The 16,178-nt window shown below is 72.5% G+C and carries 12 protein-coding genes; 9 read left to right on the top strand and 3 right to left on the bottom strand.

The window, feature by feature from the left end; genetic code table 11:
• Positions 1-381 precede the first annotated feature (381 nt).
• The 3 genes from AQI94_RS19180 to AQI94_RS19190 all read left to right on the top strand — a co-directional run bounded on the left by AQI94_RS19180 (position 382) and on the right by AQI94_RS19190 (position 4,231).
• Positions 382-2,088 (top strand): LCP family protein, encoded by a 1,707-nt coding sequence (locus AQI94_RS19180; RefSeq protein ID WP_225890215.1) that lies wholly within the window; start codon positions 382-384, stop codon positions 2,086-2,088.
• Between the two features lie 72 nt (positions 2,089-2,160).
• The gene (gene tatA / locus AQI94_RS19185) at positions 2,161-2,394 is read left to right on the top strand and encodes a Sec-independent protein translocase subunit TatA (protein WP_031053477.1); all 234 of its coding nucleotides are present in this window, start codon (positions 2,161-2,163) and stop codon (positions 2,392-2,394) included.
• 112 nt (positions 2,395-2,506) lie between these two features.
• Complete coding sequence (locus tag AQI94_RS19190; protein ID WP_062229864.1) at positions 2,507-4,231, top strand: serine/threonine-protein kinase; 1,725 nt, start codon at positions 2,507-2,509, stop codon at positions 4,229-4,231.
• A 28-nt stretch (positions 4,232-4,259) separates the two neighbouring features.
• On the opposite strand, the gene AQI94_RS19195 is transcribed toward AQI94_RS19190, so the two are convergent.
• Entirely contained in the window at positions 4,260-5,489 is a 1,230-nt protein-coding gene (locus tag AQI94_RS19195; protein WP_031045893.1) for a PP2C family protein-serine/threonine phosphatase, read from the bottom strand.
• Between the two features lie 169 nt (positions 5,490-5,658).
• Here AQI94_RS19195 and AQI94_RS19200 point away from each other — a divergent pair, with 169 nt between their 5' ends.
• The 4 genes from AQI94_RS19200 (at position 5,659) to AQI94_RS19215 (ending at position 12,301) form a co-directional block, all read left to right on the top strand.
• Positions 5,659-6,357, top strand: a complete 699-nt coding sequence (locus AQI94_RS19200) for an NADPH-dependent F420 reductase (RefSeq protein WP_031045890.1) — start codon at positions 5,659-5,661, stop codon at positions 6,355-6,357.
• A 199-nt stretch (positions 6,358-6,556) separates the two neighbouring features.
• Positions 6,557-6,997: a pyridoxamine 5'-phosphate oxidase family protein gene (locus tag AQI94_RS19205; RefSeq protein ID WP_031045888.1), complete on the top strand. Its 441-nt coding sequence runs from the start codon at positions 6,557-6,559 to the stop codon at positions 6,995-6,997.
• A gap of 1,065 nt (positions 6,998-8,062) precedes the next feature.
• Positions 8,063-10,447, top strand: coding sequence for a phosphoketolase family protein (locus AQI94_RS19210; RefSeq protein WP_031045884.1), 2,385 nt, complete (start codon positions 8,063-8,065; stop codon positions 10,445-10,447).
• A gap of 87 nt (positions 10,448-10,534) precedes the next feature.
• The gene (locus AQI94_RS19215) at positions 10,535-12,301 is read left to right on the top strand and encodes a sensor histidine kinase (protein WP_404817919.1); all 1,767 of its coding nucleotides are present in this window, start codon (positions 10,535-10,537) and stop codon (positions 12,299-12,301) included.
• A gap of 87 nt (positions 12,302-12,388) precedes the next feature.
• Here the strand turns inward: AQI94_RS19215 and AQI94_RS19220 are convergent, their stop codons facing one another.
• Both AQI94_RS19220 and AQI94_RS19225 read right to left on the bottom strand, forming a co-directional pair.
• Complete coding sequence (locus AQI94_RS19220; RefSeq protein ID WP_051832231.1) at positions 12,389-12,880, bottom strand: universal stress protein; 492 nt, start codon at positions 12,878-12,880, stop codon at positions 12,389-12,391.
• A gap of 133 nt (positions 12,881-13,013) precedes the next feature.
• Positions 13,014-14,219, bottom strand: a complete 1,206-nt coding sequence (locus AQI94_RS19225; RefSeq protein ID WP_031045876.1) for a globin domain-containing protein — start codon at positions 14,217-14,219, stop codon at positions 13,014-13,016.
• Positions 14,220-14,673: 454 nt separating this feature from the next.
• Between AQI94_RS19225 and AQI94_RS19230 the strand changes: the two genes are divergently transcribed.
• Together AQI94_RS19230 and AQI94_RS19235 are read left to right on the top strand one after the other, a co-directional pair.
• A complete protein-coding gene (locus AQI94_RS19230; RefSeq protein ID WP_031045872.1) occupies positions 14,674-15,414 on the top strand; it encodes a CBS domain-containing protein in 741 nt (246 codons plus the stop codon).
• 56 nt (positions 15,415-15,470) lie between these two features.
• A complete protein-coding gene (locus tag AQI94_RS19235) occupies positions 15,471-16,058 on the top strand; it encodes an Rv1733c family protein (RefSeq protein ID WP_031045868.1) in 588 nt (195 codons plus the stop codon).
• The last annotated feature ends 120 nt before the right edge of the window (positions 16,059-16,178 follow it).

A 16,178-nucleotide genomic window follows, 5' to 3' on the forward strand; every position in this document is an offset into this window, starting at 1 on the left:
CTGACCGCCCGTACCGGCCCGGTCGCCGCGCACGGCACCGCCTCGCGCGGCTCCTAGGTGCCGGCGCTCGCGGGGTGATTCCCGGTTCGGCGAGGTCAAGTAGGCGCCGATGTCGGTGAATCGCAGCTGGGGAGGAACGGGCGAGGACCGACCTCGCCCCCGACGACGAGAGGCCCCGGAGGTTGCCGCGTTCCGCCATGACATCTCTCACCCGTGAAATGCGATGCGGTCCGTGCTGGTCGCGCCAGGGGTTTGTTAGATTGCGCAACTACGCAACCTAGGCGAAGTTCCTGCTTGGCCTGCCCGTACACCGCCGCGCACGCCCGGCCGCCCCCTCCAAGGCCCGGCCTGAGGGGCCCGACCGTTTCGTGGGAGTGGTAGATGAGCGACCGGTGGGACGGCGGCCCGGGCGGTCAGGTCACGCGCAGTCGCACCGGCGGGGTGCCGGGACAGCGGGACGGCGAGGGCCACGGACATCGCCCCGGCGGCCGCGCCGCGGCCCGGGCCGCGGCCCGCTCGCAAGGCGGCAAGCGGTCGCGTCGCCGGGCCCGTCCGGTGCGGCGCGGACGGCGGGTGCTGAAGATCGCCGGGATATGTCTGGCGCTCCTCGTCCTGGGCACGGCCGGAGTCGGCTGGTGGTTCTACCAGCACCTCAACGGCAACATCAACAGCGTCGCGCTCAACGGCAAGGGCGGCTCGGAGAAGGCCGACGCCTTCGGCCGCACCCCGATCAACATCCTGGTCATGGGCTCGGACGGCCGGACCAGCAAAGCGGACTGCAAACTGGGCGGCGGCTGCTCGCAGACCGGCGTGCAGAGCGGATACGGCAACGCGGACGTGCAGATGGTGGTGCACATATCCGCCGACCGCTCCAACGCCACCGTCATGAGCATCCCCCGCGACACCATGGTCGACATCCCGGCCTGCAAGGACAGCGAGAGCGGCCAGTCCACGTCCGGCTACTACGGCCAGATCAACGGCGCGCTGCGGTACGGCCCCGCCTGCCAGGTCGCCACCATCCACCAGCTCACCGGCATCCCCATCGACCACTTCGTCAAGCTCGACTTCTCCGGCGTGGTCAAGATGTCCGACGCGGTCGGCGGGGTCTCCGTGTGTGTCAACAGCAACGTGTACGACACCTACTCGCACCTGAAACTGTCCAGGGGCGACCACACCCTCAAGGGCGAGGCGGCCCTGGAGTTCGTCCGCTCCCGGCACGGCTTCGGGGACGGCGGCGACCTCGGCCGTACGGTCTCCCAGCACATCTTCCTCAGTGCGATGATCCGGAAGTTCAAGAGCGCGGGGACGCTCACCGACCCCACCGCGGTCTACGCCCTGGCCGACGCCGCGACCAAGGCGCTCACCGTGGACGACGGCCTCGGCAGCGTGAAGAAGCTGATCGGGCTCGCCGCCGACGTGAACAAGGTCCCCACCAAGCGGATGACCTTCACCACCATGCAGACCGCCGTCGATCCGAACGACACCAACCGGGTGGTGGTGGGCGCGGGTGCCAAGGCCCTCTTCTCCACCATCGCCGCCGACCGGTCCCTGAGCACCGGCTCCGGCAAGAAGTCCTCGGGGGCTTCCGCGACGGCCACGGCCTCGGCGGTCCCGGCCTCCCGGATCGCCGTGACCGTCGAGAACGGCACCGAGATCACCGGCCGCGCCTCCGATGTGGCGAACGTGCTCACCGGTCAGGGCTTCAGCTCCGCCACGACCACGGCCAACGCGCCGAGCCGGGCGACGACCACCACTCTCACCTACGGCACCGGCCAGAAGGCCGAGGCCCGGACCGTCGCCAAGGCGCTCGGGCTGCGCACCTCGCACCTTGAGCAGGGCACCGGCAGCGGCCTGACCCTGGTGATCGGCAGCGACTGGACGAGCGGCACCACGTTCCCGGGCGGCTCGTCCTCGGCGGCGCCCGCCGACGCGAAGGCCGCGGTGTCCAACGCCAACGCCCAGACCGCCGACGAGGCCAAGAAATGCGCCCAGGTCAGCACCTTCAAGACGGTCTCGCTCAACGGGGTCCCGATGACACCGGCGCAGGCGTACGCGGCGGCCACCGGCAAGAAGGACTCCGACGAGTGAGGCGGCCACCGCACCCTTGGTTGTACAGTTGCGCAAGCTGGCAACAATGAGCGCGGAGAAGGGATGTGCGGCATGCTGCGCAACGGACTGGAGCCCTGGCACCTGCTGATCGTGGCGATCATGATCATCCTGCTGTTCGGTTCGAAGAAGCTGCCCGAGGCCGCCCGCGGACTCGGCAAGTCCATGCGCATCCTCAAGAGCGAGGCCAAGGCCATGAAGGAGGACGGCACCGCGCAGAGCACCGTCACCCCGGCCGAGCCGGCCGGGCAGGGCGTCCCCACGGCCGAGGGCAACCCCGCCCACTGAACTGCCGCAGGCCACGCCGGTCCGCCGGGCCGTCCGCGGTCACGGCGGCCCGGCGTCGGCTTCGCCACCCTGCGCTGGGTGGCCGCGACCACGTCGCCGTATGCTCCCGCCCATGAGTGAGGCAGACGAGGGCCCCGGCAGACGAGTCGTCGACGGGCGCTTCGAGTTGGAGGCCCGTCTCGGCGGCGGGGGGATGGGCACGGTCTGGCGGGCCAGGGACCTGGTGCTGCACCGGATGGTCGCGGTCAAGGAGGTCCGTCCGCCCGACCGGGACCTCGCCGAGTACGACCCCGACAGCGCCCGGACCCTGCGCGAGCGGGTGCTGCGCGAGGCTCGGGCCCTGGCCCGGATCGACCATCCGAACGTGGTCACGATCCACCACATCGTCGACGGCGGCGACGGCACCTACCCGTGGATCGTCATGGAGCTGGTCAACGGCGGCTCGCTCGCCGACCGGCTCGCCCAGGGGCCGATGCCGGCGGCCGAGGCGGCACGGATCGGGCGGGGGGTGCTGGCCGCCCTGGCCGCCGCGCACGACGCCGGCATCCAGCACCGGGACGTCAAGCCCGCCAACGTCCTGCTGAGGTCCGACGGGCGCCCCGTCCTCACCGACTTCGGCATCGCCGCGATCCGCGAGACGACGAGCCTCACCGTCACCGGATCCATCATCGGCACCCCCGACTTCATGGCACCGGAGCGGATCTCGGGCCACGAGGGCGGCTCGGCCTCTGACCTGTGGTCGCTCGCGATGATGCTGTACACCGCCGTGGAAGGCCACCACCCGCTGCGCCGCGGCAACACGCTCGCCACGCTCGCCGCGGTCCTCCACGACGACGTGCCGCCGCCGGTGCGGGCCGGCGCGCTGGGGGACGTACTGATGAGCGTGCTCGTACGGGATCCGGCCGCGCGGCCGTCGTCCGACGTGCTGGACCGGCAGCTGGCCGCGATCGAGTCCGGGCGGGGCGGTCCGGCGAGCGCCTGGCCCCGGCCCGCCACCTCCTACCCGCTGAACCCGCCGTCCGCCGCCACGGCCCCTTCCTATCCGGGGGTCTTCGGCCCGCCCACGGCGCCCTTCGCCGGTGCCCCCGCGGGATTCGGTCCGCCCCCTGTCCCCGCGGCGCCCGGTCAGCCGACGACCTCGCCCGTGCGAGCCGGCGGTGGGAACCGGCCCGGTCCGGGCGTCCTGCTCGGGGTCTCGGGGACCTCCCTCGCGGGTGCCCTGGTGCTGCTGTGGTGGCTGGTGCCCTTCGGCGGGGACTCGGGCGGTGGGGGCGAAGCGGGCACCGGCGCCTCGTCCTCGGCCGTCTCGGCCCCGGCGTCGACCGGCTCACCGGCCGCGGCCCCGGCGGCCCGGCAGTCGAAGGAGACCACGGCCACGGCCACGACCCTGCTCACCCCCGCCGGCATCCGCACCGCCATCAAGGAGTTGGAGCGTGAGACCGGCCGGGACCGGTTCGGCGACTTCAGCGTGTACGACGACTTCGTGTCCGCCGAGGTGATGGTCGACGGCAGCGACAGCAAGTACGACACCTACACCTACCGCCCGGGACAGGGCGTGGAGAAGGGCATCATCAAGGGCACTCTGTCCGGCGGCGACCAGCCCTTCCGTCTCGGGGCCTTCGACTGGGACAAGGTGCCCACGCTCCTCGAAGAGGCCCGCAAGAAGCTCAACGTCGACCACCCGGAAACGCGTTACCTGCTGGTGAGACAGCCCAACGACACCTTCGACACCCCCCTCGGCATGGCCGTCTACCTCAGCAACGAGTACAGCCAGTCCGGTTATCTGGAGGCGAGCCCCAAGGGCAAGGTGACCCGCGTCATGCCCGCGGAGGACTGAGGGCGGCCCGGAGCACGGGGTACCGCTCTCAGAGGCCGATGACGACGAGAGCGGTGTCGTCCGTGTTGCCGGTGGGGGGCAGCAGGTCCGACAGGAGCGCGTCGGCCAGGTCCTCGGGGCCCGCGTGCCGGTGCCGGGTGAGCGCGTCGGCGAGCCGGGCCAGGCTGGTGTCGATGTCCTCGGTGCGGCGCTCGATCAGGCCGTCGGTGTAGAGGACCAGCGTGGCGCCCTCGTCGAAGGGAGTGGTCGCCTCCGGGCGGGTGCCGTGTTCGGGGCTGGCGCCGAGCGGCGGGTCGGTGGCCCGGTCCAGGAAGGACACCGAGCCGTCGGGGTGCAGCAGGGCGGGCGGCAGGTGGCCCGCGCAGCTGTAGGTGAGGGTGTGGTCGTCCCAGTCGATGAAGGCCGTGGCCGCGGTGGTCGACTCGGCGCCCGCGACGGAACGGGCGTACAGCCCGAGGGCCTCCAGGGCCCGGGCAGGACCGTCGGCGACGCGGGTGGCGGCGCTCAGCGCGCTGCGCAGCTGGCCCATGACGCAGGCGGCCGCCAGACCGTGCCCCACCACATCACCGACTGCGACGGCGAAACGGTCGCCCGGCAGGTCGACGAGGTCGTACCAGTCACCGCACACGTTGAGGGCGCCGACGGCGGGCCGGTAGCGGACGGCCGCCTGATGGTGGCCCAGGGGTCCGGGGGCGGGCAGCAGGGCCTCCTGGAGTGCCAGGGCGACCTCGCGTTCGCGGGCGTGGGCCTGGCGCAGGCGTTCGTTCACCTCCTGCAGTTCCCGGGCCCGGGTGTACATCTCGGCCTCCAGCACCCGTGCCCGGCTGTCGCCGCCCGGCCCGCCGCGGGCGCGGATGAGTTCGGTGACCTCCTCCACCCGGTGCACGACCAGCGTGACCTTCCCGTCGGTGCCGAGGACAGGGGCGTTGACCGGGCTCCAGAAGTGCTCCTGCCAGTGGCCGGGACGCTGGGGGTCCTCGATGTCGTAGCGCAGGACCGCCATGGTGTCGCGCTCGCCGGTCGCCACCGCGCGCAGCATCGACTCCCGTGTCTCACGCATCCCGGCCGCGGCCGAGTCATTGGGGTTCTCGGGGAAGGCGTCGAAGATGTAGCGGCCCAGCAGCTGCTCGCGGGTGCGGCCGGTGAGGCGCAGGAAGTCGTCGTTGACGTCGACGTACACCAGTTCGGGCGTCAGCAGTGCCACCATGCCGGGCAGGGCCCGGAAGACCGCCGCGTAGTCGATCTGCGGTTTCCTCATGTGCAGCCTGCCTCGACACGAGCCATCATGATGTGATTTTCCACGATAGAGGGGATCAGGCCGGCGTCACGACAGCTACCGTGATCACGCGGCAGTGAACGACCTGGTTCGAATCCGTCGTGGGCACGGCCCCAGGCCGGTCGCCCGAGTCCCGGAAGGACCCACTCGCATGCGTTACGCAGTCCTCGGAACCGGCATCGTCGGCCGGACGATCGCCGGAAAGCTCGCCTCCCTCGGCCACGACGTCGTCATCGGCACCCGCGATCCCGGGGCCACTCTCGCACGTACCGAACCCGACGGCATGGGCAATCCGCCCTTCGCCCAGTGGCACGCCGAGCACGGCCAGGTGCGTCTGGAGACCTTCGAGGCGGCCGCGGCCTTCGCCGAGACGGTCGTCAACACCACCGCCGGCGGGCAGAGCCTCAACGCCCTCCAAGCGGCGGGCGCGCCCAACCTGAGCGGTAAGGTCCTCATCGACGTCGCCAACCCGCTGGACTTCTCCGCCGGGATGCCGCCGACGCTGGACCCGGTCGACACCGACAGTCTCGGCGAACGCATCCAGCGCGCTTTCCCCGAGGCCAAGGTCGTCAAGACCCTCAACACCATGAACTGTTTCGTCATGGTGGACCCGGCCCGGGTGGCGGGGGAGCACACCGTGTTCGTCAGCGGCGACGACACCGGCGCCAAGAAGTCCGTCACCGCGCTGCTGGGCTCCTTCGGCTGGCCCGAGGCGAGCGTCATCGACCTGGGCGACATCACCAGCGCCCGCGGCGTGGAGATGCTCCTGCCGATCTGGCTGCGCCTGTACGGCACGCTCGGCCACGCCGACTTCAACTTCCACATCCAGGGGGCCCGGCCCGGCGCCTGAGACCGTTCTGGGCCGTACGGGTGTCTTCCCGGCAGCGTCCGGGCGGGGCCGCTGGAGCGACCCTCGCGGCGGACGGACCGTCGTCGCGCTTCAGGGCCGTCCCGCACCGGTAATCGGGACTGTTGGCCCTTCACCGCCCGTCGTGGACGGGGGCAGGGTGGTTCGCACGTAACAGCGGACGGTGAAGGTGGGACCGGTCATGTATCGCGACGACGGTTTCCGTGAGCTGGACCGGCAGGAGTGCCTGCGCCTGATGGCGAGGGCCCCTGTGGGCCGGATCGTGCACACGCGTCATGCTCTGCCCGCCGTCCTGCCGGTCAACTTCTGCCTGGACCACGGCGGAGCGGTCCTGCTGCGGACCGCGGCGGCCTCGGAACTGGTCCGCGCGGTGGACGGCGTGGTCGTCGCCTTCGAGACCGACGAGGTCGACACGGTCACCCGGTCCGGCTGGAGCGTCATCGTCACCGGCCGGGCCGACGTGGTGACCGACCCGGCCGAGCACGCGCGCCTGTGCCGGGTCGGGCCACGCTCCTGGGCGCCGTCGCCGGCGGAGGTCTTCGTGCGGATCGAGCCCGAGCTGATCACAGGCCGGGAACTCATCGCCGGACACACCCTGCACGGCACACGGCTGCCGTTCTGAACGGGGGCGGCCTCGGACTCCGTGTGTCGGGCTTGAACGGCGGGGTGGGGGTCCGTCCGGTGTCCCCCGCCCTCGCGCGCATTGCGGAGGGCTCGGCGGCGGATGGCACATGGTGGTTCTTCTGAGCGCGGGTGGTCGTGGCGGTGGCGTGCCGGGCTGGAACCGGGCCGCGCGTCGCAGGGGCGCACGGCATGGGCGCGGGGCCGTCCGGTCTTTGCCGGGGGCGCCGGCTGGTCCCGCGTCGTCGGGAGCGCGGTGGGGCGGGCTGTTGCGGGGGAGACGAGCACATGGGAGAGGGGACGGGGCCGGGCCGGGTCATGGCTGCACCGCGCGTGGTCGGCGGGGTGGAGGTGGCTCACGGTCGCCGTACGAGGGCGGCCAAGGAGGCCGCCGCGCGTCGGGGTGCCGGCCGGTCCGTCCTGTGCGCAGTGACCGGCTGTCACGGTCCTGGGCGGCTGGGTGGAGCGGTGGTCGGGTCGGTGGGGCTGTGGCTGGGGGTGCACGCCAACGGTCTGGCTCGGTCGTGCGCGGCGAGCTGTGGACGTGGCGGTGCACTCCCTGGTGGACTGTCCTGTACGCCGTGACTGGCTGTCACAGCCCCGGGTGGCTCGGCGGAGTGGTGGTCTGGTCGATCAGGCTGCGACTGGGGGAGCGCACCCGCGGTCTGTCCCGGTCGTGCGCGGGGACCAGTGGACGTGGGGGCGCACCCCTGCGTGTCCGTCCTGTTCGCCGTGACCGGCTGTCACGGCCCCGGGCGCAGTGGTGGCCGGGGCGGTGGGGCTGTGGCTGGGGGAGCGCACCCGCGGTCTGGCTCGGTTGTGCGCGGGGACCAGTGGACGTGGCGGCGCACCGCCTGTTGGGCTCCTTGGCGTCGGTACCCGCTGTCACCGGCACGGGGCCGAGCCGCCGCGGCGATCCCGCCGCCCCGTGGTCGTAGGTGAGGGGCACCCGGCCCCGGGGGGTGGCCCGAACGGCCCTGTCGGGTGCCCGGTCGGCGGGCGGAAGGTGGTGGGGCGCGGAAGAGTGCACATTCGCCCCCAGACCCGCCGAGGAAAGGGACACCCGATGTCCGTCGACACGCAGCAGGCGCCCGCCGAGCTCACGGACCACGAGCTGAAAGCCCTGGACGCCCACTGGCGCGCCGCGAACTACCTGTCCGTCGGCCAGATCTACCTCCTGGCGAACCCCCTGCTGAAGGAACCCCTGCGCCCGGAGCACGTCAAGCCGCGGCTGCTCGGGCACTGGGGCACCTCCCCGGGCCTGAACCTCGTGCACACCCACCTCAACCGCGTCATCAGGTCCCGCGGCCGGGACGCCCTGTGCGTCTGGGGGCCCGGACACGGCGGACCGGCCGTCCTCGCCAACTCCTGGCTTGAGGGCACCTATTCGCAGACGTATCCCGACGTCAGCCGGGACGAGGCCGGCATGGAACGGCTGTTCCGGCAGTTCTCGTTCCCCGGCGGCGTGCCCAGCCACGTGGCGCCGGAGACACCCGGGTCGATCCACGAGGGCGGCGAGCTGGGCTACTCGCTGTCGCACGCCTACGGAGCCGCCTTCGACAACCCGGACCTGCTGGTCGCCTGCGTGATCGGGGACGGCGAGGCGGAGACCGGCCCGCTGGCCGCCTCCTGGCACTCCAGCAAGTTCCTCGACCCCGTCCACGACGGCGCCGTCCTGCCGATCCTCCACCTCAACGGCTACAAGATCGCCAACCCGACCGTGCTCGCCCGGCTCCCCGAGTCCGAACTCGACGCACTCCTGCGCGGCTACGGCCACGCGCCGATCCATGTCACCGGCGACGACCCCATGGCCGTGCACCGGGCCATGGCCGCGGCCATGGACGACGCGCTGGAGCGCATCGACGCGATCCAGCGCAGCGCCCGCGAGGACGGCGTCTGCGAACGGGCCCACTGGCCGGTGATCGTGCTGCGCACCCCGAAGGGCTGGACGGGCCCCGCCGAGGTCGACGGCCTCCCGGTCGAAGGCACCTGGCGTGCCCACCAGGTCCCGCTGGCCGCCGTCCGGGACAACCCCGAGCACCTGCGGCAGCTGGAGGCGTGGCTGCACTCCTACCGCCCGCGGGAACTGTTCGACGAGCAGGGACACCCGAGCGCCCAGGTACTGGCCTGCGTGCCCGACGGCGCGCGCCGGCTCGGCGCGACCCCGCACGCCAACGGCGGTCTGCTGACGCGCGAACTCCCGCTGCCGGACCTGGAGTCGTACGCCGTCGAGGTCGACAAGCCGGGCGCGACGATCCACGAACCCAGCCGTGTTCTGGGCGACATGCTGGAGTACGTCATGCGCCGCACCGGTGAGCGCCGCGACTTCAGGATCGTGGGCCCGGACGAGACCGCATCCAACCGGCTCCAGGCCGTCTACGGGGCGAGCGGCAAGGCCTGGCAGGCGCAGACACTCCCGGTGGACGAACACCTCGAGCGGCACGGCCGGGTGATGGAGATCCTCTCCGAACACACGTGCCAGGGCTGGCTGGAGGGGTATCTGCTGACCGGACGGCACGGGCTGTTCTCGTGCTACGAGGCGTTCGTGCACATCGTCGACTCGATGGTCAACCAGCACATCAAATGGCTGCGCACCACCCGCCGGCTGGGCTGGCGCGCGCCCATCCCCTCTCTCAACTACCTGCTCACCTCGCACGTCTGGCGCCAGGACCACAACGGCTTCTCCCACCAGGACCCCGGCTTCGTCGACCACATCCTCAACAAGAGCCCCGAGGCCGTACGGGTCTACCTGCCGCCGGACACCAACACCCTGCTGTCCGTCGCCGACCACGTGCTGCGCAGCCGGGACTACGTCAACGTCGTGGTCGCCGGCAAGCAGCCCTGCTTCGACTGGCTGTCCATGGATCAGGCTCATGCGCACTGTGCGCGCGGCGCCGGGATCTGGGACTGGGCCGGGACCGAGGACGGCGGCCGGGAACCCGACGTCGTCCTCGGCTGCGCGGGTGACGTGCCCACCCAGGAGGTGCTGGCCGCCGCCCAGTTGCTGCGCCGGCACCTGCCGGACCTGACCGTCCGGGTGGTCAACGTCGTCGACCTGGCCAGGCTGCTGCCGCAGGAGGAGCACCCGCACGGCATGCCGGACGCGGAGTACGACGCGCTGTTCACCCGCGACAAGCCGGTGATCTTCGCGTACCACGGCTACCCGTGGCTGATCCACCGCCTGGCCTACCGCCGTGCCGGGCATCCGCACCTGCACGTGCGCGGCTACAAGGAGATCGGCACGACCACGACCCCGTTCGACATGGTCGTCCGCAACGACCTCGACCGGTACCGGCTGGTCATGGACGTCATCGACCGCGTGCCCGGTCTGGCGGTGCGGGCCGCCGCCGTACGACAGCGGATGGAGGACACCCGTCTGCGGCACCACGACTGGATCCGCGCCCACGGCACCGATCTGCCCGAGGTCGCGGACTGGACGTGGGACGGCTGACCGGCGGGACGGGCTGCCCGGGCCGCACTGTCCGCGTCCCGACCGGTTTCCGTGTCGGTCCCGGGCTCCGGACCATAACCTTGGCAGATGACGGCAAGAAGGCCGGCTGAGGGGTCTGGAGGACTGCTGGTGGGTGTCTCGGAGGGGACCGGGGAGGCCCGCGTCAGGCTGCCGCAGCTGAGGCTGGACGAGCTGCTGGAAGAGCTGCAGGCCCGGCTCGACGCGGCTCGCGGTACGCGTGACCGGGTGCACAGTCTGCTGGAGGCGGTGCTCTCGGTCGGCCGTGAGCTGGACCTGGAGCAGGCGCTGCACAGCATCGTCGAGGCGGCCGCGGCGCTGGTCGACGCGCAGTACGCCGCCCTCGGCGTGATCGGCCCCGACGGAAAGCGGCTGTCCGCCTTCCACACCGTCGGGGTCAGCGACGAGCAGATCGCGAGGATCGGCCCGTACCCGGAGGGGCACGGCATTCTCGGGGAGCTCATCCACCATCCCGAGCCGCTGCGGCTGGCCAGGCTGTCCGAGCATTCCGCGTCGTACGGCTTCCCGCCGCACCACCCGCCGATGAACACCTTCCTCGGTGTTCCGATCCGGGTGCGTGAGCAGGTCTTCGGCAACCTGTACCTGACCGAGAAGCGGGGCGGCGTCCAGTTCGACGAGGAGGACGAGGCGGTGCTGTCGACGCTGGCCGTGGCGGCCGGAGTCGCCATCGACAACGCCCGCCTGTACGAGGACTCCCGGTTGCGTGAGCGCTGGTTGCGGGCCAACGCCGAGATCACGCATCGCCTGATGTCGGGTGGTGCGCAGGCGGAGGTGCTGCGGCTGATCGCGGACCGGGCCCGGGAGAACACCGGCGCCGCCCTCGCCCTGGTCGCGATGCCGATGCAGGGCACGGACTCGCTCGGCGTGGAGCTGGCTCTCGGGAAGGACGCGCAGGCCCATCAGGGGCTCGTGCTTCCCGTGGACGGCAGCCTCATGGGGCACGCCTTCACCACCGGGTCTCCGGTGACGTGCGTGGATGTCTCCGTCGACGAGCGGGTGGCGGTCGCTCCGGAGCGTTTCGCCGGGCTGGGGCCGGCGGTCGCGGTGCCGATCGGGTCGGGGGCGGAAGGGGTGCGGGGCGTCGTCCTGCTGGTGCGCGAGGCGGGGCGGACCGTGTTCACCGACAAGGAGATCGAGCCGTTGAGGGGGTTCGCCGCGCAGGCGGCGGTGGCGATGGAGCTGGCCGAGCGCCGTCAGGACGCCGAGGAGATCGCGGTGCTCAAGGACCGTGACCGGATCGCCCGTGACCTGCATGACCTGGCCATTCAGCGGCTGTTCGCGACGGGCATGACGCTGCAGAGCGCGGGGCGTCTCATCGAGCACGCGGAGGCCTCGGAGCGGGTGGTGCGGGCGGTGGACGACCTCGACGAGACCATCAAGATCATCAGGTCGACGATCTTCGGTCTGCGGTCGCGTGAGGGCGGGGCCGGGTCGGGACTGCGGGCCCGGGCGGTCCGCGTGATCGGCGAGGCGGCGACCGTGCTGGGCTTTGCTCCCAGCATCCGGATGGAGGGCCTGGTCGACACGGACGTGCCCCGCGAGATCGCCGACGACGTGGTCGCGGTGCTCTCCGAGGCGTTGACCAACGTCGCCCGGCACGCGCGGGCCGGCCGCGCCGACGTGGTCCTGGAGACGGACGGGCGCGAGGTACGGCTGACCGTGACGGATGACGGGGTGGGCATCGCGGCCGGGGGCCGGCGCAGCGGACTGCGCAACCTGGCCGAACGGGCCGAGCGGTACGGCGGGACCCTGACCGTGGACCGTCCCGAGACGGGCGGCGCGAGGCTGGTGTGGCAGGTCCCGGTGGGGGACTGATACCGAGGCGGTCCCGTTTGGACGCCGGACGCCAGCACGGGGGCGGCGACCCCGCCGCCCCTGGGCCGGCCGCGCCGCCGTCCCCGGCTAGTGGGGAGACGTGCGGGACGACCCCGCCCGACCGCTGTGAGCGGACGGGCAGAGGGCTCGGGCGGGCACCACGACCACGGGTCCGGAGGCCTCGCGCACGACGTCGCGGGCCACCGCGCCCAGCTCACCGGTCCGGCTCCGGCCCACGACCAGCAGGCCGGCGTCCGCGGACCGCAGGATCAGGGCCTCGGCCGGCGGCAGATGCCGTACGTCCTCCAGGACCGCCACGTCCGGATACTTCTCCCGCCACGGCCGCAGCGCGTCGGACAGCAGCTGCACCTCGTGGTCCTCCCAGGCGGCGCGGTCCTCCTCCGGTACGCCGAAGGGCAGTTCGGCCGCGCAGGAGGGGAAGCGCCAGGCATGGACGGCACGCAGACGCACGCCCCACAGCCGGGCACAGTCGAAGGCGAAGCGGACCGCGCCGTCGGCGGGCCGGCGGGCGTCCACACCGAGCACGATCTCGGGGACCTGGTGCGTGGGCTGCTGCATGAGCGTGTCTCCTGCCGGTCGGTGGAGGTCCGTGCGCTGCGGCTCGTTCACGGGGGCGCCAGGACCACCGTTCAGCCCGCGGGGCGGGGGCGCAACCGCTGAGGGCGTCAAGCAGACGCGGGCCGACCCGCCCTCACGCCGCCGCGTCCGGGAGCCACAGGTCGGGGCCGAAGACCTCGTAGCGGATGGCGCGCGGCGGAACGCCCCGCTCCAGCAGTTGGGTGCGGACCGCGCGCATGAAGGGCAGCGGGCCGCACAGATACACGGTGGCGTCGACGGGCACGTCCAGCCCGTCGAGGTTCATCAGGCCGACGCGGGCATCGGGCTCGGCGGCGCCAGGGCGGTCGTACCAGAAAACGCTCCGCGCCCGCGGGAGTCGGCCCGTCAGCTCGCGTGTCTCGGTGCGCAGGGCGTGCTCGTCGGGGGAGCCGTCGGCGTGCAGGACGAGGACGGGGCGGGTGGAGCCGGTCGCCGCGAGCCGGGCGAGCATGCCGACCATGGGGGTGCAGCCGATGCCGGCGGAGGCGAGGACCAGCGGGGTGTCGGACTCGTCGAGGACGACGTCGCCGAAGGGCGCGGACAGGGTGAGTTCGTCCCCCGGCCGCACCATGCGGTGCAGCAGGTCGGACACCTCGCCGTCGGGGCCGCCGTCGGCGCCGGTGACCCGCTTGACCGTGATGCGGCGCAGATCGCCGCCGGGGTCGCCGGACAGGCTGTACTGGCGCAGCTGGTGCACGCCGTCCGTCATCCGGGTCCGGACGCTGACGTACTGGCCGGCCTTCGCCGCAGGGGCGGGCCGGCCGTCGGCGGGACGCAGCAGGAAGGAGACGACGCCGGGTGCCTCCTCGCGGCGTTCGACCACGGTCCACGGCCGCCAGATCTCGCCGGGGGCCACGCCGGCCGCCTGGTAGATGCGGGCCTCCTGGGCGATGAGCGCGCCCGCCATCAGCCAGTAGACCTCGTCCCAGGCGGCCGCCACCTCGGGGGTGACCGCGTCGCCGAGGACCTCGGCGATCGCTCCGAAGAGGTACTTGTGGACGATCGTGTACTGGTCCTCGGTCACCCCGACCGCGGTGTGCTTGTGGGCGATCCGCGCCAGCAGGGCGTCCGGCCGGGTGCCGGGGTCGGCGAGGAGGGCGGTCGCGAAGCCGGCGATCGACCCGGCCAGCGCCCGCCGCTGATCGCCGCTGGCCTGGTTGCCGCGGTTGAACATCCCGTCCAGTAGCTCGGGCCGGTCGCGGAACATGGCGGCGTAGAACCGGGCGGTGATCTCGTCGAGGGCCCCGGCCACGGCGGGCAGCGTGGCCTTCACGAGGGTGGCGGACTCGGCGGACAGCATGAAGCCTCCAGGGGTGGGGAGTTCGATGACCGCTGATCGCATGGCGGCCGACCCTGTATAGCAACAGGAATTCCGGCATTCAGGGGTGTTTCGGGCCTCGGTGAGGAGGGGCGGGACCATCGGCGCCGAGGTCGGGACCAAGGTCCCGATCCGTCGTGCCGGGCCGGGGCCGACCGGGCCGCGATCAGGGCCGTTCGGCCCACGGCCCACGGTGGACGGGCGGACGGGTAGACGGACAGGCGGATGGACGGGCAGGCCGTGCGGCGCCGAGGTCCGGCCGTGAGTGATCTCGGCACCACCGCTTTCCGTGACCGGTACCGGTACCGGCCTGCCCTCGTGTACCGCGCCGAGCGACGGCGGTCTCCCCGACCGGGGCCGACCGGCCCATGCGCTCCGGGCGGGAGTGGCGGATCCTGAAGACAGGCGTAGTTCCGCAGCTTCACCGGAGGCCGCCATGCCCGGCACCCCGCACACCGTCAGTGACGTGATGACCTGCACCGTCGTCGCCCTGAGCAGCGACACGCCGTTCAAGGACATCGTGAAGGCCATGGAACGGTGGAGGGTCAGCGCCCTTCCCGTCGTGGACGGTGAGCACCGGGTCGTGGGGGTGGTCTCCGAGTGCGACCTGCTGCCCAAGGAGGAGTTCCGCGACGGCGATCCCGACCGTTACGCCCGGTTGCGGCGGCTCCCCGACCTCGCCAAGGCGGGGGCACGCGTCGCCGAGGAGATGATGGCGGCCCCCGCCGTCACCGCCCCGGCCGACGAGACGCTGGCGAGGGCCGCGCGGACCATGGCGCGGTTCGGCGTCAAACGGCTGCCGGTGGTGGACGCCGACGGGGTGCTGCGGGGCATCGTGAGCCGTTCCGACCTGCTCAAGGTGTTCCTGCGGGACGACGAGGACATCGCCCGTGAGGTGCGCCGCGAGGTCGTCGCGTTGCTCTTCCCCGACCCCGTCGAACCGATCCGGGTGGAGGTGCGGGACGGGCTCGTGACCCTGACCGGCCGGGTGCCGGACACCTCGATCGTGCCCGTCGCCACGCGCCTCGTCCGGGCGGTCGAGGGAGTGGTGGACGTGGACTGCGCGCTCCTGGGCACACCACGCAGGCCGGACCTCGACCCGGACCTGCCCGCCGTCGCTCCCGTCGGCGGGGCGCACGAGGACCGTACGGACCGAACAGGCGACCGGCCGGCCTGAGGCCGCGTCCCGCGGCCCCCGGACGCCCGCCCGCAGAGGAGATGGGGTGACGGCTCATGGTGAGGACGGGTCGCGCGCGCCTGCGGAAGGTGTGGTGGTGGAGGTGGCGGCGCAATCCGCTGCGCAGGCGAAGCGACAGGCTGGAGGCATGGCTCGTCCTGGTCACCTGGACCCTGGCCCTGCTGGGCGGCCTGCTCGCCGGAGTGGAGGCGGGTGCCGCGATGGCGGGCGACCTCGCCGCCCGCCGTGCGGCCTTGCACACCGTGTCGGCCGTACTCGTCGAGAAGGCGGATCGCACGGGGACCGTCACGGCGGACGGTACCGCCGAGACGGTGCGGGCCAAGGTGCGCTGGAAGGCACCCGACGGATCCCCGCACACCGGACTGGCCCGGGTCGCACCGGGCAGTGCGGCGGGCACGTCGGTCACCGTGTGGAACGACCGTGACGGCGACCTCGTGCGTGCACCTCTCAACATGGCGGAGGCGCGCCTGCAGTCGGTGCTGACGGGCGTCCTGGTCGCGGCGGCCGCCGGCGCCGTCGTCTGCGGAGGCGGACACTGGGCACGGCTGCGGCTGGACCGCCGACGGCTGCGGGACTGGGAGGCGGAATGGGCGCGCGTCGCCCCGAGCGGCGGACGGACATGACCGGTTGACGGCGTCGGCGGGCTTCCGGGTGGGCTGTCGAATCAGCTCAAAGGGCGCCGATGCAAACAGCCGATACAAACAGGGGCCCATAGACGCAAAGGCTGACACAAACAGGGGGAG

The organism is Streptomyces pseudovenezuelae (assembly GCF_001513955.1).
GTDB classification, from domain to species: Bacteria; Actinomycetota; Actinomycetes; order Streptomycetales; family Streptomycetaceae; genus Streptomyces; species Streptomyces pseudovenezuelae.